Here is a 20,464-nt window from a genome sequence, read left to right as displayed (position 1 = left end):
CGATGGCGGAGCGTCCCAAGGGCTTCAAGCGGACGGTGAGCGCGGCGGTCGTCGTGGTTCTGGCCCTTGTGATCATGGCCGCCTTCGTCTGGCGCGACGACATCGCCAGCAACGCCCTGGATCCCAAGGAGCCGTTCCAGACCTACCGGCCGCCAACAGCGCCCGACTACACGCGCCGCGCCGCCTGGGCCCTGTTGCCCGCCCACCCCGAGGTCTGGACCACGGCCGATCCAGCCGCCGACGTCTTCTTCGTTGGGCCCACCAGCTATGACGGCGGTCCCCACTGGAACAGCCCCATCGACGACGTCCAGGCCGACAAGTTCTTCCGGCGTGTCGTGGCGCCGAACTATGCCGGGCCCTTCGTCCGCGTCGGCCGCCTGTTCGCCCCACGCTACCGCCAGGCCAGCCTCTACACCCTGCTGACCCTGCGCGAGGACGCCCGCGACGCCCGCCGTTTCGCCTATGCCGACGTGGCCGCCGCTTTCCGCCAGTACCTCGCCGCCGACAACAAGGGCCGGCCCTTCATCATCGTGGGTGTGGAACAGGGCGGCACCCTGGCCTCGCGCCTGATCGCCGACGAAGTCATCCGCGACCCTTCGGTCCGGGCACGGCTGGCGGCGGCCTACCTCATCGAGACCGTGGTTTCCGCCGACGCCCCGCCGCTGACGCCCTGCGCCGGACCACGGCAGGCCGGCTGCCTCGCCGCCTGGGCCTCGGCCTTCGAGCATGACGTCGAGCGGGTCCAGGCCTTGAAGGACCGCTCCCTGATCTGGGACGCGAACGGCGAGCTGGAGCACATCTCGGGCCGTACGCCGCTGTGCTTCAATCCGCTGCTCGGCGCCGTCTCCAACGCCCCTGCGCCCGCCAAGCTGAACCTGGGGGCGGCCAACGCCACCGGTCTGGAGTGGGGCGCGCGGCCCGCCTTCCTGACCCGCCAGGTCTCCGCCAGGTGCGAGGACGGCATCCTGCGGGTGTCACGGCCCAAGCCCAAGATGCTGAAGAGCGCCGGCTCCTGGGCCGACAAGCGCAAGGTCCCTGGCTACAACCTCTTCTACGGCGACCTCGAGGCCGACGCGAAGCGGCGGGTGGCGGCCCTGACCTCCAGCCCGAGCTTCGTGCGGCCGGCTCCGCCCATCACCGAGGTGCGGGCGGTGAAGGTGTCACGGGTACATCGGATCGACCGGTAGCTAACCCGCGTCCTTCAGCGGCGAACTGGCCCGCCAATCGAACAGCTCCTGCAGGACCCGCAGCGCCTTGCCGCGCTCGCTGGTCAGCTCCGGGTCACGGCCGATGATCAGCCGCGCGTCGTCGCCGGCCGCTGCGATCAGGTCCCGATGGGCGAAGGGATCGGCGAACACATAGTCCGGGAAGCCGCTCTGGCGCAGGCCGAGCGCGTCGCCGCCGCCCCGCAGCTCCAGGTCGGTCTCGGCGATCAGGAAGCCGTCGTCGGTGCGCCGCAGGATATCCAGGCGCTTCTGGGCGGTCTCCGACAGCGGCGGATCGTAGAGCAGCACGCACGAGCTTTCGCGCCGCCCACGCCCGACTCGGCCGCGCAGCTGGTGCAGTTGGGCCAGTCCGAAGCGCTCGGCCTGTTCGATGACCATGATGGTAGCGTTGGGGACGTTGACGCCCACCTCCACCACCGTCGTGGCCACCAGCACCTTGATCCGGTTGTCGGCGAAGTCGGCCATGACGGCGTCCTTTTCCGGCCCGGTCATCTTGCCATGCACCAGGCCGACGCCGTCGCCGATCGTGGCGCGCAGTTCGATGGCCCGCTGCTCGGCGGCCTTCAGGTCCACCAGCTCCGACTCCGAAACCAGCGGGCAGATCCAGAAGGCCTGGGCGCCGCCGGCGACCGCCTCGCGCAGACGGGCCTCCACCTCGTCCACCCGGGTCATGGGCGCCGCGCGGGTGGCCACTGGTGTGCGGCCGGGCGGCTTCTCATCGATGCGGCTGACGTCGAGGTCGCCATAGACGGTGAGTTCCAGGGTGCGGGGGATCGGCGTCGCCGACATGGCCAGCAGGTGGACCGACCGCCCCTTGGCCTGCAGCAGCTGGCGCTGGGCCACGCCGAACCGGTGCTGCTCGTCGACGACGGCGAGCTGCAGCCCCTGGAAATGAACCTCCGCCTGGAAGAGCGCGTGGGTGCCCACCGCGACCTGGGCCGCGCCGCTGGCGATGGCGCGCAGCTTCTCGGCCCGCGCCGCGCCCTTGTCGCGACCCGTCAACAGCACACAGGTGATCCCATGGGCGGCGAGGGGGCCTGACAGGGTCTCATAGTGCTGGCGGGCCAGGATTTCGGTCGGCGCCATCAGGGCGCACTGGCCACCGGCCGCAGCGACATCGGCCATGGCCAGCATCGCCACCACGGTCTTGCCTGAGCCGACGTCCCCCTGCAGCAGCCGGCTCATGCGTTCGCCCTGGGCGAAGTCGTGGCGCACGTCGGCCAGGGCGCGCTCCTGGGCGCCGGTCAGCGTGAAGGGCAGGTCGGCGACGATGGCGGCCGCCTTGGGTCCCGGCGCGATCCTGTCGGCGGGTTCGGCGCGGCGGTCGGCCTTGCGCTGGGCCATGGCCAGTTGGTGGGCCAGCAGTTCGTCATAGGCCAGGCGGCGCAGATGGGCCGCCGTTGGCAGGAGGTCGCCCTCGCTGGCCGGGGCGTGCATCCGCGCAAGGGCCTCGCGCCAGGTGGGAAAGCCGCCCTTGGCCATCCAGGCGGGGTCCTGCCACTCGGGCAGGTCGGCGGCGTGGGTCAGGGCCTGGAGAGCCAGCTTGCGCACCGTGCGGGCGGGCAGGCCGGCGGTGGCCGGATAGACGGTCTCCACCTCCGGAATCTCGTCGGCCCTGTCGGGCGCCACCAGATAGTCCGGATGGCTGATCTGCCACTCCGAGCCGAACCGCTCGACCTTGCCCGAGACGATCCGCTTGGCGCCCACCGGGTTCTTCTCGGCGACGGCGTGTCCGAAGCTGCCGAAATAGACCAGGGTCAGGAAGCCCGAGCCGTCGAAGGCGCGGATCTTCCACGGCTGTTGCGGGCTGCGCGGCTTCTGATGCTCGTCGATCTCAACGGTGAAGGTCTGAACCTCGCCCTCGATGGCGGTGTTCACCGTGGCGGGGCGGCGGCGCACCAGCGAGTGGGGCGCCAAGAACAGCACGTCGCGCACGATAGGGCCGGCCAGCTTCTCCAGCAGGGGCGCCACCCGTGAGCCCACGCCCTTCAGCGTGGTCACCGGGGCGTAGAGGGGAAACAGAATCTCGGGCCGCATGGGGCGATCATAGCGTGAAGCTGGACGCCCGCCGCGACCCATGATGATCTCCCGCCGACCTTTGGGGGAAGATATCCATGCGCAATCTGTGGACCGCCGTGGCCCTGGCCGGCTTGCTGGCTGGGTGCAACCAGTCATCGAGCGCCAGCGGGCAGAAGGCGACTTCCGACTCGGGCTTCGTCCCGCCCGTCGAAGCCCCCGTCGGGACTCCGGCCGCCGCCCCGGCCGCAGCGCCGGCCGGCTTCAGCCACGTGAAGGGCGATGACCTGTTCGGCTACTACATCCCCAACACCGAGGTGAAGGTCGGCGACTTCCGGCTGGAAAACATCACCTTCGGTCCGGAGGACGACTTCAACAGGTGGGAGGCCGGTGAGCAGGGCGGGCCCTGGGGTCCCATCATGTTCGACTTCGTCGATGTCACCACCCAGAAGGGCGAGAACGAGCTGGGCCAGCCCATCTACACCAAGACCATCCGGGTCCTGCCCACCAGCTACAAGATCGGCGGCGGGAACCTCCAGTTCACCGGGACCGACGTCAGCCTCGGCCAGGTCCAGTTCGATGGGACCATCGACATGGCGGCCCTGAAGCGGGCTCGCGCCGGCGGTCCAGGAACCCAGGAGACGGTCCTGCGCACCGGCCTGTCGATCGGCGGCACGCCCTTCAAGAACCTGTCTTTCTCCTGGTACGGCGGCGACTGACGACAGAGCCGGAGCGTGACGGGCGCCTGAACCAGCATCCACTTCAGGCTGTCACGCTCTGAACGCTGGCGTCCGGGGACGGGCCGCCCTATATCGGCCCGTCCACATGTCGATTGACGATACCCGCCTGCGAAAACTGAAGTTCCGTGCGTGGCACAGGGGCTTCAGGGAAGCGGACCTCATTCTGGGGCCGTTCGCGGACACCCATGCCCACGAACTGTCGCCGCAGGACCTCGACCTCTTCGAGGTGCTGCTCGAGCAGCCGGACCACGACCTCTACGAGTGGATCATGGAGCGGGCGGACATTCCGGCGGAATTCGACGGCTCGCTGCTGAACCAGATCAAGGCCTTCCGGTTCAAGGTTCATGAGATCCGTGGTGACGAACATGGCGGCTGACGGTTCGCGCGCGCCCAGCGCGGCGGACCACCGCCGTATCGCCACCGACCCCGGCCGCCTCGACCTGATCGGCGCGCCCGAGGGTTTCGACGCCCTGATCATGGCCGACATCGTGCGCGCCCGGGGCGGCCTGTCGGTCTTCGTGGCCCGCGACGGCTCGCGGCTCTCGGCCTTCATCGACGCGTTCAGGTTCTTCGCCCAGGGCATCGAGGTGCTGCAGTTCCCGTCCTGGGACTGCCTGCCCTATGACCGCACCGGCCCGTCGCCGGGCGTCGCGGCCCAGAGGATGACCACGCTCGCGCGCCTCGCCCACGGCCTGGACGCCAAGAAGCCGACCCTGCTGGTCACCACCACGCCTGCCCTCATGCAGCGCGTACCGCCCAAGGACGTGGTCCAGGGCGCGGCCTATTCGGCCCGCACCGGCAATGTGGTCGAGATCTCCGACCTGGAGCGCTACTTCGCGGTCAACGGCTATGCGCGGGCCTCGACGGTCTCCGAGCGCGGCGAGTTCGCCATCCGTGGTGGCGTGATCGACGTCTTCCCGCCCAACGCCGAGGAGCCGGTCCGCCTGGACCTGTTCGGCGACACCCTGGAATCCATCCGCGGCTTCGACCCCGACACCCAGCGCTCCACCCGCCAGCTCAAGGAGGTCAGCCTCCTGCCGGTCAGCGAGGCCCTGCTGGACAAGGACTCCATCTCGCGCTTCCGCCGCGGCTATGTGGAGGCCTTCGGGGCCCCCGGCGGGGACCCGCTCTATGAGACGGTCAGCGGCGGCGGCCGACGGGCGGGCATGGAGCACTGGCTGCCCCTGTTCTATCCGTCGATGACCACCCTGTTCGACTATCTGCCGGGTTCGGCCCTGATCGGCGTCGACCACCTGGCCAGCCAGGCCCGCGACGAGCGCCTGGCCATGATCGCCGACGCCTACGACGCCCGCGCCCAGGCCGACCGCAAGGTCCACTACCACCCTCTGGAGCCCGACCGCCTCTATCTCACCGCCGAGGAATGGCGCGCGCGCCTGGCCGAACGCGCCACCCGCCAGTTCTCCGCCTTCCAGGAGGCCGGGGGCGAACTGGTGGTGGACATGGGCGCCCGCCAGGGCCGCACCTTCATCGCCGAGCGCCAGCAGGACTCGGTGAACCTGTTCGAGGCCACTGCAGCCCACGCGCAAGCTTTAGCTGCGTCGGGGAAACGTGTGCTGTTCGCCTCCTGGTCGGAGGGCTCGTCAGAGCGTCTCGGCGTCATGCTGGCCGACCACGGCCTGAAAAACGTCAGCCAGGCGCCCTATTGGGACGCCGCCAAGGCCGCCAATCCGAAGTTCCCGCAACGGGTCGTCCTGCCGCTGGAGAGCGGTTTCGAGACTGACACCCTGGCGGTCATCTCCGAAACCGACATCCTGGGCGACCGCCTGGCCCGGCCGCGCCGCAAGCGCCGGGCGTCCAATTTCCTGGCCGAGGCCTCGTCGCTCAGCCCCGGCGACCTCGTGGTCCACATCGACCACGGCATCGGGCGCTATGAGGGCCTGAAGACCCTGTCGGTCCAGGGCGCGCCGCACGACTGCCTGGAGCTGCAATACGGCGCCGAGGCCAAGCTCTACCTGCCGGTGGAGAACATCGACCTGCTGACCCGCTACGGCTCGGAGGGCGACGGCGTCCAGCTCGACCGCTTGGGCGGCGCGGCCTGGCAGGCGCGCAAGGCCAAGGCCAAGGAACGCCTGCGCGACATGGCCATCGGCCTGATCCAGATCGCCGCGGCCCGCGCCACGCGCACCACCGATCCGGTCGATCCGCCGCATGGGGTGTTCGACGAATTCTGCGCCCGCTTCCCCTATGAGGAGACCGACGACCAGCTCTCGGCCATCGGCGACATTCTCGAGGATCTCAGCGCCGGCAAGCCGATGGATCGCCTGATCTGCGGGGACGTCGGCTTCGGCAAGACTGAGGTGGCCCTTCGCGCCGCCTTCGTGGTGGCCATGAGCGGCCAGCAGGTGGCCATCGTCGCCCCCACCACCCTGCTGGCCCGCCAGCACTACAAGACCTTCACCGAACGCTTCCAGGGCTGGCCCATCAAGGTCACCCGCCTGTCGCGCCTGGTGCCGCCCAAGGAAGCCGCCGAGACCCGCGAGGCGCTCAAGAACGGCGAGGTGGAGATCATCGTCGGCACCCACGCGGTGCTGTCCAAGCAGGTGGGCTTCAAGAACCTCGGCCTGGTGATCGTCGACGAGGAGCAGCACTTCGGGGTCAAGCACAAGGAGAAGCTCAAGGAGCTTCGCGCCGACGTGCACATGCTGACGCTGACCGCCACGCCGATCCCTCGAACCCTCCAAATGTCGCTCAGCGGCATCCGGGAGATGTCGATTATCGCCACCCCGCCGGTGGACCGTCTGGCGGTGCGCACCTACGTCACCCCCTTCGACCCCATCGTCATCCGCGAGGCCCTGCTGCGGGAGAAGTACCGTGGCGGCCAGGCCTATTACGTGGTCCCGCGCATCTCCGACCTGACCGAGCTGGAACGCTTCCTGCGCGAGCAGGTGCCGGAGGTCCGCTACGTCGTCGGCCATGGCCAGATGGCGCCGACCCAGCTGGAAGACGTGATGAGCGCCTTCTACGAGGGGCAATACGATGTGCTGCTGTCGACCACGATCGTCGAGAGCGGCCTGGATATTCCCACCGCCAACACACTGATCATTCACCGCGCCGACATGTTCGGCCTGGCCCAGCTCTACCAGCTGCGCGGCCGGGTCGGCCGGGCCAAGGCGCGCGCCTACGCCTACATGACCACGCCGGCCGAGAAGCAGATCACCATCTCGGCCGAGCGCCGCCTGAAGGTGCTGCAGTCCCTCGACAGCCTGGGCGCCGGCTTCCAGCTGGCCAGCCATGACCTGGACCAGCGCGGCGGCGGCAACCTGCTGGGCGAGGAACAGTCGGGCCACATCCGCGAGATCGGCGTCGAGCTGTACCAGCAGATGCTGGAGGACGCGGTCAATGACCTGAAGGAACTGGCCGGCAAGGGCGAGGGCGCCGCCGACCGGGGCTGGTCGCCGCAGATCAACACTGGCGCCGCCGTGCTGATCCCCGAGGACTATGTCCCCGACCTTCACGTGCGCCTGTCGCTCTATCGCCGCCTGTCCGACGCCGAGAAGTCCGGTGACCGCGAGGCCCTGGCCGCCGAGATGATCGACCGCTTCGGCCCCCTGCCGCCGGAAGCCGGCCAGCTGCTGAAGGTGGTGGCCATCAAGGGCCTCTGCCGCGAGGCCAATGTCGCCAAGATCGACGTGGGGCCTAAGGGCGCCGTGGTCACCTTCCGCAACGAGGACTTCCCCAACCCCATGGGGCTGATGGCCTTCGTCACCAAGAACCAGGTCGCCTGGAAGGTCCGCCCCGACAACAAGGTCGTGGTGCGCGGCGAGTGGGAAACCCCCGAACAGCGGCTCAACGCGGCTGAGCGGGTTCTGAGTGAGCTGGCCAAGCTGGCCGGGGCTGCGGCCGCGACGTAGGGAGGTCACTTGGCATGACGCGATCTCCCAATCTGTCGAACAGGTCAGTGATTCTTGTTGCGGTGCTTGGGTTGTCCGGCTGCCAAAGCGCCGGCTCTCCGTACAGACACACCTATCATGAGAGCGATCCTGGCAAGTGCGCGGAAGTCGCCCAAGGCGCTCTCCTCCATGCTGTCCTGAAGAAGATGCGGGAGGACGGGACCTGCGACGTCGCGTGGATGGATAACTGACGGCTCGCGAGGTGGGTTAGCCCGCCCGCTCCACCGCCCGCGCCGCGGCTTCCTCCAGCGCCTTGCCGACGCCCGCCGCTAGGCTGACCTCGGCGACGCCGATGTCGAACTCCACCACGAAGGGGGCCTTACCTTCTCCGGCCTCGAAGGCTGTGCAGCCGATGACGGCGGCGATGCGCTCTCCGGCCGCCCGGGCCGAGACCTGGGGCGTCGCGGGCAGGGCCAGGGCGAACACCTCGGGCCCGAGGCGTGCAGCCGTATCCTCCACCCGCACCAGGCGGCCGATCATCGAGCCGATCTGCGGGATGGCGCGGTCCAGCCAGCCCCCGTGCCGGGCGGCGCCGACATCGTGGCTCTCGGAAACCTTGAGCACGCACACCGACAGCGGCCGGTTGCGCAGCCGCGAGGCCTGGGCCAGGCGGCCGAGATGGGTGGCGAACAGGTCCCGGGTGAACAGGCCCGTCGCCGGGTCCATCAGGCCCGAGGCGCGCGCCTTTTCCAGCGCCTTGCGAATGGTGGTCTGGCGGCGGTAGGAGCGCGCCAGCTCAATCACCCGCTTGGCGGTCTCGGTCTCCGGCGTCTCGGGCGAGGCCACGTCAGAGATGCCGCGATGATAGGCCTCCGACATGGTCACATAGCTCTCCTGCTTCATGTAGAGCAGGGCGGGCGTGTGATAGAGGCGGGTGTTGCGGCGCATGCCCGCGGCGATGGACAGCGCCTCCTGGCTGTTGTCCCCGGCCCACAGCACCACGGCGTCGAAGGGCCGCTCGTGCAGGTAGTCGAAGGCCGTATAGGCCGTGAAGGCGCCCACCACCTCGGCGCCGGAACCGGTCAGGGCGTTGGACAGGGCCAGGAACTGCGGCGCCGGTTCGCCGATGGCCAGCACCCGGAAGGGCGTGGGGTCGGGATCGGGCGTCTCGAGCCGCCGGCCGCGCTCGCTGAAGGTCTCTAGCCGCAGCTCGAACTCCTCCTCGGCGATGGCCATGCGCACCAGGGTCTCCAGGCGCAGCACCACCTGGGCCGGGTGCACCGGCGCCGTCAGGGTGAGGTCGAAGTTCAGGCCGTCCAGTTCCGGCCCCGGCGCGCCGATGGCGATCACCGGCAGGCGGCGCGGGGCGCAGGCGGCCTTCAGGCGCTTGGCCAGGGTCAGGGCCTCGTGGCCGCCGCTGGCGAGATCGACGATGGCGGCTTCCACCTGCAGGTCGCTGAGCGCGGCGATGGCGGCATAGGGGCCGCGCGCCGTGACGGTGCGCCAGCCGAGCCGGTCCAGCCCCTCGGCGAGCGGACCCGCCAGGGCGTCATCTCGCGCGACGATCAGAACTCGCGCATGGACGCCCAGGGCCATTCCTCAACCTTTGAAACAACAAGACAGCCGACCTTGCCGCTTATAGGCGGGAATCGGGCTGAAGGCAGAATATACAGAGGCGCGCGACCGCGACAGGGACGCGCAGGTCATGGGTGTGGAGCATCGCCATGGACAAGCCGCTTTCGGGCCAGACGGCCATCATCACCGGAGCGTCCGGCGGGCTGGGAACCCACTTCGCCAGGCTGCTGGCCGGGGCCGGCGCGTCCGTCGCCCTGACCGCCCGCCGGCTGGACATGGTGGAGACCCTGGCCGGTGAGATCGCTGGATCGGGCGGCCGCGCCATGGCCCTGCGCCTGGACGTCGCCGACGCCGCTTCCATCGCGCCCGCCTTCGCCGAGATCGAGGCGGGCCTGGGACCGGTGTCCATCCTGGTGAACAACGCCGGGGTCGGCGGGGAGGGGCTGGCGCTCGATCTCACCGTCGAGGAGTGGGACCGCACCTTTGACGTCAATGTGCGCGGGGTGTTCTTCGCGGCCCAGGCCGCCGCCCGGCTGATGTTCGCCAACGGGACCGCCGACGCCGGCCAGGCCCGCATCGTCAACATCGCCTCCATCGCCAGCCATACGGTCCTGCCGGGCCTGGCGGCCTACAACGCCTCCAAGGCCTCGGTCGCGATGCTGACCCGCAGCCTGGCCCGCGAGTGGTCGCGGCGCGGGATCGCGGTCAACGCCCTGGCGCCTGGCTATATCGAGACCGACATCAACGCCTTCTGGTGGAGCACCGAGGGCGGCCAGAAGCAGCTCAAGGGCTTCCCGCGCCGCCGGCTGATGGAGGCTCACGACCTGGACGCCGCCTTCATGATGCTGTGCGGCCCCGCCGCTCGGGCCATCGCTGGAACCCTGATCACCATCGACGACGGCCAATCGCTGCCCGGCGGGGGCTAGGGCTTGGCTGACCGCGCGTCATTGGCGCTAAGCTGCCGCAAAATCTAGGGAGAGTATCTATGCGCCAGGGACCGCTGACCGGACTGAAGATCATCGAGTTCGCAGGGATCGGGCCCGGCCCGTTCTGCGGCATGTTATTGTCGGACCTGGGTGCGGACGTGGTGCGCATCGACCGCAAGGGGACCGGCGGCGCCTCGCCGGCCAATGTCAGCGCCCGTGGCCGCCGGTCGGTCGGCCTGGACCTGAAGAGCCCCGAGGCCATCGAGACCTGCCTGAAGTTGATGGAGGGCGCCGACGCGGTGTTCGAGGGCTTCCGTCCCGGGGTGATGGAGCGCCTGGGCCTGGGTCCCGACGCGGCGCTCCAGCGCAATCCCAAGCTGGTCTATGGCCGCATGACCGGCTGGGGGCAGACTGGCCCCTATGCCCAGGCCGCTGGCCACGACATGAACTACATCGCCATCAGCGGCGCTCTGCACGCCATCGGGACCAAGGATAAACCCGTCCCGCCGCTGAACCTGGTGGGGGACATGGGGGGCGGGGCCCTCTACCTCGCCTTCGGCCTGATGGCCGGGATCATCAGCGCCCGGGAGACCGGCAAGGGCCAGGTGATCGATTGCGCCATGAGCGACGGGTCGGCTTCCCTGATGGCGATGTTCTACGGCATGAAGGCCAGCGGCATGTGGACCAACGACCGCCGGGCCAACATGCTGGATGGCGGCGCCCACTTCTACGACACTTACCAATGCTCGGATGGCAAGTGGATTTCGATCGGCTCGATTGAGCCGCAGTTCTACGCCTTGTTGCTTGAAAAGACAGGGATTACCGACCCTGCCTTCGCAGGTCAGATGAAGCGCGGCGAGTGGGACAGCCTGCGCGCTAAGCTGGCCGAGGTGATCGCCAAGAAAACCCAGGACGAGTGGACCGCCATCATGGGCGGCACCGACGTCTGCTTCGCCCCGGTCCTCGACCTGGATGAGGCGCCCAAGCATCCCCATAACGTCGCCCGTCAGACCTTCGTCGAGGTCGCCGGCGTCATCCAGCCGGCCCCCGCGCCACGCTTCTCGGCCACGCCCGGCGCCATCCAGGGCCCGCCGCCCGCCATCGGCGCCCACGACACCGAGGCGCTCACCGACTGGGGTTTCTCGGGCGCGGAGATCGAGGCGCTGAAGGCGACCGGGGCGATGAACGGGTAGGGCGATAGCTCAGGCGTCATCCCGGCCTCAACGAGGCGACGATCCAGAACCCAGGGGCCGTACGCTGGCCCCTGGGTCCCGGATCAGCCTGGCGGCCGTCCGGGATGACGGAGTTAAGTCTTACGACGCCGGAGCCGTCATCACCGTCAGCGCCTTCACCGAGGCCTGCTGAGCCTTGTGCTCGGCTTCCGGCAGCGGGATCAGACCGCGCGATTGCAGGTAGCCGCCCTTGCCGGTCGCCGCGTCGGAGACAAAGCCGTCGACGAATTCCCGCAGGCCCGGCGTCACGCCGATGCTGGCCTTCTTCACATAGATGAACATCGAGCGCGACAGCGGATAGGCGCCGCTGGAGATGGTCTCGAAGGTCGGGGCCACGCCCTCGATCTTGGCGGCCTTCACCTTGTCCATGTTGTTCTCGAGGAACGAGTAGCCGAACACGCCGATCGAATGCGGCGTCTTCTGCAAGGTCTGGACGATGGCGTTGTCATTCTCGCCGGAGTCGACCCAGAGCCCGTCGGAGCGGATGGTGTGGGTCTTGGCCTTGAAGCTGTCTTCATCGGACTTCTTCAGCGCGGCCAGCGTGGCGTCCTTTTCGCCACCCTTTTCGAGGGCCAGTTCGTTGAAGGCGTCGCGGGTGCCCGAGGTGGGGGGCGGGCCATAGACCAGGATCGCGTCCTTGGGCAGGCCGGGGCCGACGGCGTCCCAGGTCTTGGCGGTGTTCGGGGCGAAGGCGCCGCCCTTGGGCACCTCGGCGGCGAGCGCCATGTAGAGCTGCTCGCGGTGCAGGTCGAAGGTGGGGCCCTTCTTGTCATTGGCCACGACGATGCCGTCGAAGCCAATCTTGATCTCGATGATGTCGGTGACGCCGGCCGCGGCGCACTTTTCGAATTCCGACTTCTTGATCGGCCGCGAGGCGGTGGCGACGTCGGGGTATTGCGAGCTCGCGCCGCCGCAGAACAGCTTGAAGCCACCGCCGGTGCCCAGCGATTCGACTCGGGCGGGCTTGCCGCCGGTGGTCCGGGCGACGTTCTCGGCCACGCGGGTGGCGAAGGGGAAGACCGTGGAGGAGCCCGCGGCCCAGACCTGGGCGCGGTTTCCGCCGCCGCCGTCGCCAGCGGTCTCGGAGGTGGTGTCGGTCTTCGGGCTGCAGGCGCTCAGGGCGAGGGCCGCGCCGGCGGCGAGGTAGATGGCGGTCTTCATGAGGAAACTCCGATGGAGGGCGCCGCTTGCGGCGGCGCCACAGGGGCTCGGGTCCAGCTAACACCCGTTCTTGAAGTTTATGCGACAATGACGTGACGCCGTCCCCAAGTGAACATGTTCCGCGAGCGCCGTTCAGCCTGGGTTCAGCGGCCGCTCGGTAATCTGTCCCCAGGTTGGTCGTCGCCCACTCCCGTCCCTCGGGCGGCGGCCCGCCCCGATGGTACGACACGCCCATCGATGGCGCGCCACTCCCCCAGGTGGCGCGCCGCTTTGGCTTGATCGGTCCTACCGCGCCGCGTCAGATCGCGGCTTGCCTAATCGTCTGGTCTTGATCACCTTCCGCCCGATGTCGATCCGGGGCCAGATTCAGCGTTTGCGAGACATCGACTGGGACCCGCTGCACTGGGTGCGGCGGACCTTGTCGGTAAACGGCAAGGCTCTGACGCGCCTCTGGGGCCGCGACGTGATGCTCTATGTCGGGGGGGTCTCCTTCTTTGTCCTGCTGGCGGTCTTCCCCGGCCTGGCCATCATGGTGGGGGTCTATTCCTTCTTCGCCGACGCCAGCCAGGCCGCCGCCCAGGCCGAGATGCTGTCTCACCTGATGCCGCCGGTGGCGCGCGGCCTGTTCGAGGGCGAGCTCACCCGCCTGGCCCGCGCGCCCCTGGAGGCGGTCTCGGCTCAGAGCGGCGTGGCCCTGATCATCGGATCCTACGCCTCCCACCGGGGGTTCAAGGCCCTGCTGGCGGGGCTGTCCTTCATTCACGACGACGAGGCCCCGCGCGGCTTCGTGGGCTTCAACGTCATGGCCCTGCTGGTGCTGGTGGCCGCCTTCGTGCTGCTGGGCTTCCTGTCGGCGGCCTTCTTCTACCTGCGCTTCGTGGCGGCGGCCTTCGACATCAAGCCCCTGGCTGGCGCGCCCTGGCTGTTCAGCGAGTGGACCTGGGCCAGCTTCGGCATCACCCTGGCCATGAGCCTGATCTACCGCTTCGCCATGTCCAGCCGCCCGGTGGCCTGGAAGGCCTCCATCACCGGGGGCATGGCCGCCGCCCTGCTGTGCCTGTTCATGTCCTGGGCCAGCGCCTTCTATGTCGAGCAGATCGCGCAGCTGGGGGCCACCTATGGCTCCGTGGCCGCCGTGGTGGTGTTCCTGATCTGGCTGTCCTGGACCGTGAACGCCATCTTCTTCGGCGGCGCTCTGGCCACTGAGATCGAGCTGGCCATGGACGAGCACCGGGCCACGTCCGCCGCCGGCCTGCTGCCGGACCTGCGGGGCGAAAAGACTAGGCTGGTTTCCGGATCAGGAAGCTGAGCGTCCCGGCCTCTTCGGCCGTCTCCACCACCTCGAACCCGGCGCCCGACGCGAAGTGGGGCACGTCGATCCGCGCCATGGGGTCGTCGGCGTAGAGGCGCACCTGCGCCCCGGCAGGCGCATCCTCCAGCGCGCGCCGCAGCCGCAGGGTTGGCACCGGGCAGTGGTGGCCTCGGGCGTCGACGATGATCTCGCTGGCCATGATTCTGTGCATAGCCCAGTCGCGCCCTGGAACCCAAGCTTGGCCTGATGATCTTCGCCGCGATCGTCGAAGTGTTCCTGGGCGTCAACGCGGAGCGTAAGTCCCTGGAGGAGGTCGCGCCGCCCCTGTCCTTGGCCCTCGACGCCGCGCCCTAGGTTATCGCGACTGTCGTCAGGGTTGTATTTTTGTAGTCGAAACGCCTGGGATGACCGCTAACCCTAAGGGTAATGCTGTCGCAACCATGTCCTAAAGGTTGAATTTCGTAACCTGGGCGCAAGGACTGGTCCGTAGGTTCAGGCTTTCGGTTGGGCCGTTGGCGGGGCGATGAACTCTCTTTCGCGCAGATTCCTGATCAGCGTCGGGCTGATGTCGTTGGTGGTCACCATCCTGGGGTCCATCGGCGCCTTCGTCGTCTTCCAGCAGGAACTGACAAATCGACAGCTGAGCTATCTCTCGGACTATGTGCGCGAGCGCAGCTCCAACATCGACAAACGTTTCACCAACCTCACCAACCTGCACAAGGCCGCCGGCGTCGAGCTTGAGCGCCGCATGAACCACCTCTCGGACGCTGACGTGGTCCGGCTCACCGATGATTATTTCCCGGCCAAGGGCGACGGCACCCGCCGCAGCCGCGACGCCCTGTTCGATGGCCACCTGACCGCCTCGGGCCGCTGGATCTACGGCATGGGCGCCTTCATTTCCGACGCCGACCAGGCCTCGATGGCCGAGCGCCGCGCCCTGACCGCGGCCTTCTCCGTGGTGTCCGACTTCGGCCAGGCCGCCCGCAGCGAGTACGACAATTTCTATTTCTTCGCCCCGGCCGACGCCCGGCTGGTGATGTTCGGCCCCGACCGGGCCGACCGGTTGATGTTCTACCGCCGCGAGGCGCCCGCCAGCCTCGACGTGTCCAAGGAGGAGATGGCCCAGATCACCCTGCCGAAGAACGATCCGACCCGGGTGACCCGCTGCACCAACCTGCAGCGCCTGATCCAGGACAATATGGGCGAGCGTCTGGCCACGGGCTGCCTGACCCCGGCCTATGTGAACGGCCGCTATGTCGGTTCGTTCGGGTCTTCCATTGAACTCACGGGGTTCTTCCTCAACGCCATACGGACCACCCTGCCGGGCGCCTCCAACCTGGTGGTGACGGGGAAGGGCGAGCTGATCGCCTATCCGGGCTTCGGCACGCCGGGCCGCGCCTCGGAGGACACCGTCGCCGACTACGAACGCAAACTCAGCCTTAAGTCCCTGGTGAAGGCGATCCGCAGGGACGGCCAGATGCACGGCGTGATCGATAGCCCCGATGGCCGCCAGGTGGTGGCCTATGGCCGGCTTGCGGGTCCCGACTGGTACCTGCTGCTCACCTATCCCAAGTCGGCCATCACGCTCTCGGCGGCGCGGTCGGCGTCCTGGGTCCTGGCGATCGGCGCGATCGCCTCCCTGATCCAGACCCTGCTGGTGGTGGCCCTGGCCCGCCGCACCATCGTCTGGCCCCTGCGTCAGCTGGCCGGCGCCTGCGAGCCCGAAGTCTACGGCGTCCGTGACCGCCGTCCCGAGCGGGAGGACGTCAGCAAGATCGAGCGGCGCACCGACGAAATCGGCGTCCTGGCCAACGCCCTGCGTGGGGAGCGCGAGAAGGTCGAGGAGGTGCTGGCCAGTCTGGAGGACCGGGTCCGCGACCGGACCGCCGAGCTGGAGCGCGCCAACGCCGAGAAGTCCCGGTTCCTGGCCAATATGAGCCACGAGCTGCGCACGCCGCTGAACGGCGTCATCGCCATCTCCGAGACCCTGGCCGCCCAGCAGAAGACCCAGCAGAGCCGCGAACTGGCCGAGCTGATCGTCTCCTCGGGACGCCTGCTGGAACAGGTCCTCACCGACATCCTCGACTTCTCGAAGATCGAGGCCGGCGAAATTCAGCTCTCCAACGAGACCTTCGACATGCAGGCCATCGTGCGGCGCATCGCCGAGCTGCATCGCGCGGCGGCGGAGTCCAAGGGGCTGGAACTCGGCTGGTCCGTGGCCGAGGCTGCCCGTGGCGCCTTCGTGGGCGACCAGGTCCGCCTGACCCAGGTGCTGTCCAACCTGCTCTCCAACGCCGTGAAGTTCACCCACGCCGGCGCGGTGCGCCTGGCCGTGACGGAGGAGGGCGGGCAGGTCCGCTTTTCCGTCACCGACACCGGTATCGGCTTCGACGACGCCGTGAAGGCCCGCCTGTTCGGTCGCTTCCAGCAGGCCGACGGCTCCATCACCCGGCGCTTCGGCGGCACGGGCCTGGGCCTGGCCATCAGCCGCTCGCTGGTGGAACTCATGGGCGGCGCCATCAGTGTCGAATCGACGCCGGGTGTCGGCTCGGTCTTCACCTTCGTCCTGCCGCTGGAGGCCGCCGAGGCCGCGGCCGCTACCGAGGCGGTGGAGGCCCAGGCGGCCTTCGATCTCTCCGGCTGCCGCATCCTGCTGGCCGAGGACCACCCCACCAACCAGAAGGTGGTTCAGCTCATCCTGCAGTCGGTCAACGTCGAGCCGGAGATCGTCGAGAATGGCCAGCTGGCCCTCGACCGGCTGAGGACCGAACGCTTCGACGTCGTGCTCATGGACATGCAGATGCCCGAGCTGGACGGCCTGTCGGCCACCCGCATGCTGCGGGCGTTCGAGGTCGCCGAGGGCCTGGCCCGCACCCCGGTCATCATGCTGACCGCCAACGCCATGGACGAGCACATCCGCGCCGGCCGCGAGGCGGGCGCCGACCAGCACCTGTCCAAGCCGATCCGCGCCCAGGCTCTGATCGAAACCATCGTCCACGCCATCCTGGCCGCCGAGCAGGCGCAGGGAGACCGGGAAGTGGCCTAGACCCTTTCCGGATCAGGTTGAATCAACCTGATGGGATAAAAAGGGTCTATCTACTTGAATCTAGAGCATGTCCGGGCGGCGAACCGGCGCCCACTTGCGCCTGACATGCTCTAGGTCATCCGGATCCCGGCTCCGAACTGCGGCAGTCCCAGCCGAGCCGCCACCCGCTGCGACGAGACGTTGGTTGTCTGGGTCGAATAGAACAGGGGCCGGTCCGCCAGCTCGGGCAGGCTCGACCAGGCCGCCGTCACCGCCGCGGCCAGGCCGCGACCCCGGAAGCCTGGAAAGGCATAGACCCCGGTCTCGGCCGCCCTCGGCCCGATGCGCGCGGCGAAGGCCATGGCGGCGATGGTGTCGCCCTCGAGCGCCACCACCCACGGCTCCCAGAAGTCGCCCACCCCCAGGAAGCCGGCCTCCAGCAGGTGTGGCGGCATCCCCGTCTGCGCCAGTCCGGCCAGCCAGCGGAGCCCCTCGCCGGTGTCGCCGGTGATGATCCGGACGTCCGCAGCGACAGGCAGGGCGTGGGGCAGGCGGTAGATCAGCGACCGGCTGACGCTTTCCACAGGCGCGTCGCGGCCCAGCAGGGCCAGCATGTCCTCCAGGCCGTCCGGGTCGGCCCAGGGATCGAACCACGGCGCCGCGCGGGCCACGAGCGCCTCAATCGCCCGCGCGGTCTCGGCGCCCACATCGTGGCGCAGGACGGCGCGGACGCCCTCTCGGCAGCCCGCCAGGAACAGCCTCGGCCCCGCCGGTCGGCCGGGCTCGTTCTCGCACACAATGCGGCCGGTCTCGGACAGGCCGAAGATGGCGCCAATATTGGCCTCAAGGGCCTCAAGGGCCTCCAAGGCTATTTGCGCGCCGCCAGGATGTCGTCGAGGCGGGCCGGGGTCCCGACGATCCGCTCGAAGCGCGGGTAGCGCAGGCCGTCGTGATAGGCGATCGGCACGGTGCGATAGCGTTCGCCGGCCTTCACCAGCAGCTCGATGGGCGCCTTGCCGCCCTTGGCCGCGGTGACCGCCTCCTTCAGCCGGTCGCCGTCATAGGCCATCCCGTTCACCGCGATCAGCTTCACCCCGTCGGCCAGGCCCGCCTTGAAGGCCGGGCCCTCCCACTGCACCGCCGTGAACTCCCCGTCCTTGTTCAGCACTAGGCCCAGGGAATAGGTCAGGTCGGTGATCTTGCGCCGGGCCTCTTCGGTCTTGGTGTAGTCGGTCGGGGTGGCGGAATAGACCAGACGGTAGCCGCCGCGCGTCACGCCATCCAGGGGCGCGCCGGGCCCATGTCCGTCCAGACGCTGGCGCAGGAAGGCCGCCCAGTCGTGGGGATGGACGGCGTTCAGGGTCTTCACCACCTCGTCGAAGTCATAGGTGAGGGGGTCCTTCCAGGCGCCGTCATTCACCCCGAAGAAGGCCCGGGCGAAGTCGTCGAGGGATTTCTTCCCCTTCGACTGCTCGCGGATCAGGGTGTCGGCGTCGAGCCAGATCAGCTGGCCCTCGGAATAGTAGTCCTCGCTGCGCTGCCAGCTGTTCCAGGCCTGCGGCTGGCGCGGCGAGATGATCGGGTCATGGACGGTGTCCTGCATGGCCCGCCAGCCGCGGCCGACGCGGTTGTCATAGGCCGCAGCCATGGCGGCCATCGCGTCCAGGGCCTCCTGCTTGCTGGACATCCCCGAGCGCGCGGCCAGCACATTGCCCCAGTACTGGGTCTGGCCCTCATAGACCCACAGCAGGCTGTTGCGCATGGGGGTGTTGAAGTCGGCGGTCCATTGGTCGGCGGGGCGGCGGTACTTGCCGTTCCAGCTGTGGACGTATTCGTGCGGCACCACGCCCCGCACAGCCGCCAGCTTGTCCCAGTCCAGGAAGAAGCGCGGGGTGGTGCCGATCTCGGTGGACCTCTGGTGCTCCACCCCGATGCCCCCCAGCTTGTCGCTGAGCGCCACCAGGAAATCGTAGTGGTCGAAGTGGCGGGCGCCGAACAGCCTGTCGGCCTGGACCACCATGGCCCGGTGCGCCGCCAGGTGGGCGGGCTTGACGTCCAGCAGCTTGGCCTCGTCGGCCACCAGGTTCAGGGTCACCCGCGATCGTCCGCCAGGATCGAGGTCGAGCTTCTTGGCGTAACGCCCTGCATATAATGGAGAATCCATCAGGGCATCGAAGGTCACCGGCTTGAACTTCGCCGTATCGCCGGCCTTGGCCAGGTCCTCCAGCGCCGTGGCGTAGGACCAGCCCTCTGGCAGGCGGATCTCCGGCGCGATCTGGATCTGCCGGGCGAAGTGGCCGGCGGGATAGAGGGCCAGGGAGAACCACTGGACGTGGGTCATCTCCGGAGTGACCGTCACCCGGCCCTGGTCTTCGTCGGTGGGCGAGACGTGCTGGAAGCTGAGCTCGACGGCCTTCACCCCGGCCGGGACGTCGATGTGGAACGCGAAGACGTTGAGCGGATCGCGGGTCCAGGCCAGCGGCGCGCCGTTTCCGGTGATGGTCAGGCCGGCCAGCTTCTCGATCATGCCCCGCGGCGCGTGCTTGCCGGGGATCCAGGCGGGAAACAGCAGGGTCATGGGCCCGGGCTGGGCCACCGGGATCGTCTCGCGCACCCGCACGATGCGCCGGTCGGTGTCGGTGGCGTCCACCGACAGGGTGATCACCCCGGGATAGGGCGTGTCACGCGGCGCGGCGATGGCCGGCGGCAGGGCCAGCGGCTGCGGCGGGGCGGGCTGGGCGAAGGCGGCCCCGGCGCTGAGCACCAGGGCGGAGGCGGCGAGGAGCGCGCGGTTCAAGGGCGGCGACTTTCTGAATCAGGACAAGGGCTTGGCCCTATCCTGCGGCCGTGGCGCGCGCGCGCAACCCCTGGCGGTAGATCAACCCATCCTGGCGGGGTTCAGATAGGCGCCGTAGCCCAGGGCCTCCAGGGCCAGCCGCAGGCCGTCCTGATCCAGGGAGCCGCCCGCGCTATTGGCCGCCGAGCCCTGGTCCTGCAGGCGATAGACGGTCCAGTCGGGTCCCTTGGGCGGGCAGGCGCCGGGCGCCAGCAGCATATGACTCCAGCCCACGAGGGGGGGCTCGCGGCCCGGAGCGATGTCGAATTCCCGGTCATGGAAGGCCAGGTCCATTCCCGCGGCGCGCGCCTCGGCCACGCGCTCGCTCAGCCAGACGTCGAAGGCGTCGAGAATCTGCCGGGCCGACAGCGCCCCGGCGTTCGCGATTTTGCTCATCTGTTCCAAGGCGAAAGGCCCAATCCTGTTCAGCCTGAGACTGCCGCAGGCCCGTCAATGGCTGGCCAAGAAGTTCAGTGAATAGGGGTTAAGCACGCCGGGCCGCCCCGCCGCCGCGCCTGACGCGGGGTCACGCTTTCGCCCGCGCGCGCCAGGGTCCAAGCTCTC

General features: G+C 68.9%; 15 protein-coding genes. 8 read left to right on the top strand and 7 right to left on the bottom strand.

Going from position 1 to position 20,464, the window contains the following annotated elements; all coding sequences use genetic code 11:
• Window positions 1–2 precede the first annotated feature (2 nt).
• On the top strand, window positions 3–1,187 hold the full coding sequence (locus tag OCL97_RS01140) for a DUF3089 domain-containing protein (protein ID WP_377366839.1): 1,185 nt from the start codon (window positions 3–5) through the stop codon (window positions 1,185–1,187).
• On the opposite strand, the gene recG is transcribed toward OCL97_RS01140, so the two are convergent.
• The gene (gene recG, locus OCL97_RS01135) at window positions 1,188–3,263 is read right to left on the bottom strand and encodes an ATP-dependent DNA helicase RecG (protein ID WP_377366837.1); all 2,076 of its coding nucleotides are present in this window, start codon (window positions 3,261–3,263) and stop codon (window positions 1,188–1,190) included.
• 77 nt (window positions 3,264–3,340) lie between these two features.
• Here recG and OCL97_RS01130 point away from each other — a divergent pair, with 77 nt between their 5' ends.
• The 3 genes from OCL97_RS01130 to mfd all read left to right on the top strand — a co-directional run bounded on the left by OCL97_RS01130 (window position 3,341) and on the right by mfd (window position 7,854).
• Entirely contained in the window at window positions 3,341–3,961 is a 621-nt protein-coding gene (locus tag OCL97_RS01130) for a hypothetical protein (protein WP_377366835.1), read from the top strand.
• Window positions 3,962–4,067: 106 nt separating this feature from the next.
• On the top strand, window positions 4,068–4,358 hold the full coding sequence (locus OCL97_RS01125; RefSeq protein WP_304777895.1) for an FAD assembly factor SdhE: 291 nt from the start codon (window positions 4,068–4,070) through the stop codon (window positions 4,356–4,358).
• A complete protein-coding gene (gene mfd / locus OCL97_RS01120; protein WP_377366833.1) occupies window positions 4,348–7,854 on the top strand; it encodes a transcription-repair coupling factor in 3,507 nt (1,168 codons plus the stop codon). Before OCL97_RS01125 ends, mfd begins: the two co-directional genes overlap by 11 nt.
• Window positions 7,855–8,100: 246 nt before the next feature.
• Here the strand turns inward: mfd and OCL97_RS01115 are convergent, their stop codons facing one another.
• Window positions 8,101–9,423: a diguanylate cyclase domain-containing protein gene (locus OCL97_RS01115; protein ID WP_377366935.1), complete on the bottom strand. Its 1,323-nt coding sequence runs from the start codon at window positions 9,421–9,423 to the stop codon at window positions 8,101–8,103.
• 134 nt (window positions 9,424–9,557) lie between these two features.
• On the opposite strand from OCL97_RS01115, the gene OCL97_RS01110 reads away from it, so the two are divergent.
• Both OCL97_RS01110 and OCL97_RS01105 read left to right on the top strand, forming a co-directional pair.
• Window positions 9,558–10,334, top strand: a complete 777-nt coding sequence (locus OCL97_RS01110) for an SDR family NAD(P)-dependent oxidoreductase (protein WP_377366831.1) — start codon at window positions 9,558–9,560, stop codon at window positions 10,332–10,334.
• A gap of 59 nt (window positions 10,335–10,393) precedes the next feature.
• Entirely contained in the window at window positions 10,394–11,527 is a 1,134-nt protein-coding gene (locus OCL97_RS01105; protein WP_377366829.1) for a CaiB/BaiF CoA transferase family protein, read from the top strand.
• Between the two features lie 120 nt (window positions 11,528–11,647).
• Here the strand turns inward: OCL97_RS01105 and OCL97_RS01100 are convergent, their stop codons facing one another.
• A complete protein-coding gene (locus OCL97_RS01100; RefSeq protein WP_377366827.1) occupies window positions 11,648–12,727 on the bottom strand; it encodes a substrate-binding domain-containing protein in 1,080 nt (359 codons plus the stop codon).
• Window positions 12,728–13,073: 346 nt separating this feature from the next.
• On the opposite strand from OCL97_RS01100, the gene OCL97_RS01095 reads away from it, so the two are divergent.
• Entirely contained in the window at window positions 13,074–14,036 is a 963-nt protein-coding gene (locus OCL97_RS01095) for a YihY/virulence factor BrkB family protein (protein WP_377366933.1), read from the top strand.
• Here OCL97_RS01095 and OCL97_RS01090 read toward each other — a convergent pair.
• The gene (locus OCL97_RS01090) at window positions 14,008–14,238 is read right to left on the bottom strand and encodes a sulfurtransferase TusA family protein (protein ID WP_305336731.1); all 231 of its coding nucleotides are present in this window, start codon (window positions 14,236–14,238) and stop codon (window positions 14,008–14,010) included. The two genes, OCL97_RS01095 and OCL97_RS01090, sit on opposite strands and share 29 nt — an antisense overlap.
• A 324-nt stretch (window positions 14,239–14,562) precedes the next feature.
• Here OCL97_RS01090 and OCL97_RS01085 point away from each other — a divergent pair, with 324 nt between their 5' ends.
• Window positions 14,563–17,085: an ATP-binding protein gene (locus OCL97_RS01085; RefSeq protein WP_377366825.1), complete on the top strand. Its 2,523-nt coding sequence runs from the start codon at window positions 14,563–14,565 to the stop codon at window positions 17,083–17,085.
• A 110-nt stretch (window positions 17,086–17,195) separates the two neighbouring features.
• Here OCL97_RS01085 and OCL97_RS01080 read toward each other — a convergent pair whose 3' ends face one another.
• The 3 genes from OCL97_RS01080 to OCL97_RS01070 all read right to left on the bottom strand — a co-directional run bounded on the left by OCL97_RS01080 (window position 17,196) and on the right by OCL97_RS01070 (window position 20,296).
• The gene (locus OCL97_RS01080) at window positions 17,196–17,930 is read right to left on the bottom strand and encodes a GNAT family N-acetyltransferase (RefSeq protein WP_377366823.1); all 735 of its coding nucleotides are present in this window, start codon (window positions 17,928–17,930) and stop codon (window positions 17,196–17,198) included.
• A gap of 2 nt (window positions 17,931–17,932) precedes the next feature.
• On the bottom strand, window positions 17,933–19,861 hold the full coding sequence (locus OCL97_RS01075) for a M61 family metallopeptidase (RefSeq protein ID WP_377366821.1): 1,929 nt from the start codon (window positions 19,859–19,861) through the stop codon (window positions 17,933–17,935).
• A gap of 81 nt (window positions 19,862–19,942) precedes the next feature.
• Window positions 19,943–20,296, bottom strand: coding sequence for a hypothetical protein (locus OCL97_RS01070; RefSeq protein ID WP_377366819.1), 354 nt, complete (start codon window positions 20,294–20,296; stop codon window positions 19,943–19,945).
• Between the last annotated feature and the right edge of the window lie 168 nt (window positions 20,297–20,464).

The organism is Phenylobacterium ferrooxidans, from assembly GCF_042714595.1.
Lineage (GTDB): Bacteria > Pseudomonadota > Alphaproteobacteria > Caulobacterales > Caulobacteraceae > Phenylobacterium > Phenylobacterium ferrooxidans.
The sequence above is the reverse complement of the archived record's forward strand: the minus strand, read 5'-3'. Positions and strand labels throughout refer to the sequence as shown.

What these genes read in the sequence shown, in the direction of transcription:
- OCL97_RS01100 (WP_377366827.1), bottom strand. Translation starts at nt 12,727, where the DNA reads ATGAAGACCGCCATCTACCTCGCCGCCGGCGCGGCCCTCGCCCTGAGC.
- OCL97_RS01125 (WP_304777895.1), top strand. Translation starts at nt 4,068, where the DNA reads ATGTCGATTGACGATACCCGCCTGCGAAAACTGAAGTTCCGTGCGTGG.
- recG (WP_377366837.1), bottom strand. Translation starts at nt 3,263, where the DNA reads ATGCGGCCCGAGATTCTGTTTCCCCTCTACGCCCCGGTGACCACGCTG.
- mfd (WP_377366833.1), top strand. Translation starts at nt 4,348, where the DNA reads ATGGCGGCTGACGGTTCGCGCGCGCCCAGCGCGGCGGACCACCGCCGT.
- OCL97_RS01130 (WP_377366835.1), top strand. Translation starts at nt 3,341, where the DNA reads ATGCGCAATCTGTGGACCGCCGTGGCCCTGGCCGGCTTGCTGGCTGGG.
- OCL97_RS01105 (WP_377366829.1), top strand. Translation starts at nt 10,394, where the DNA reads ATGCGCCAGGGACCGCTGACCGGACTGAAGATCATCGAGTTCGCAGGG.
- OCL97_RS01070 (WP_377366819.1), bottom strand. Translation starts at nt 20,296, where the DNA reads ATGAGCAAAATCGCGAACGCCGGGGCGCTGTCGGCCCGGCAGATTCTC.
- OCL97_RS01140 (WP_377366839.1), top strand. Translation starts at nt 3, where the DNA reads ATGGCGGAGCGTCCCAAGGGCTTCAAGCGGACGGTGAGCGCGGCGGTC.
- OCL97_RS01085 (WP_377366825.1), top strand. Translation starts at nt 14,563, where the DNA reads ATGAACTCTCTTTCGCGCAGATTCCTGATCAGCGTCGGGCTGATGTCG.
- OCL97_RS01095 (WP_377366933.1), top strand. Translation starts at nt 13,074, where the DNA reads ATGTCGATCCGGGGCCAGATTCAGCGTTTGCGAGACATCGACTGGGAC.
- OCL97_RS01110 (WP_377366831.1), top strand. Translation starts at nt 9,558, where the DNA reads ATGGACAAGCCGCTTTCGGGCCAGACGGCCATCATCACCGGAGCGTCC.
- OCL97_RS01090 (WP_305336731.1), bottom strand. Translation starts at nt 14,238, where the DNA reads ATGGCCAGCGAGATCATCGTCGACGCCCGAGGCCACCACTGCCCGGTG.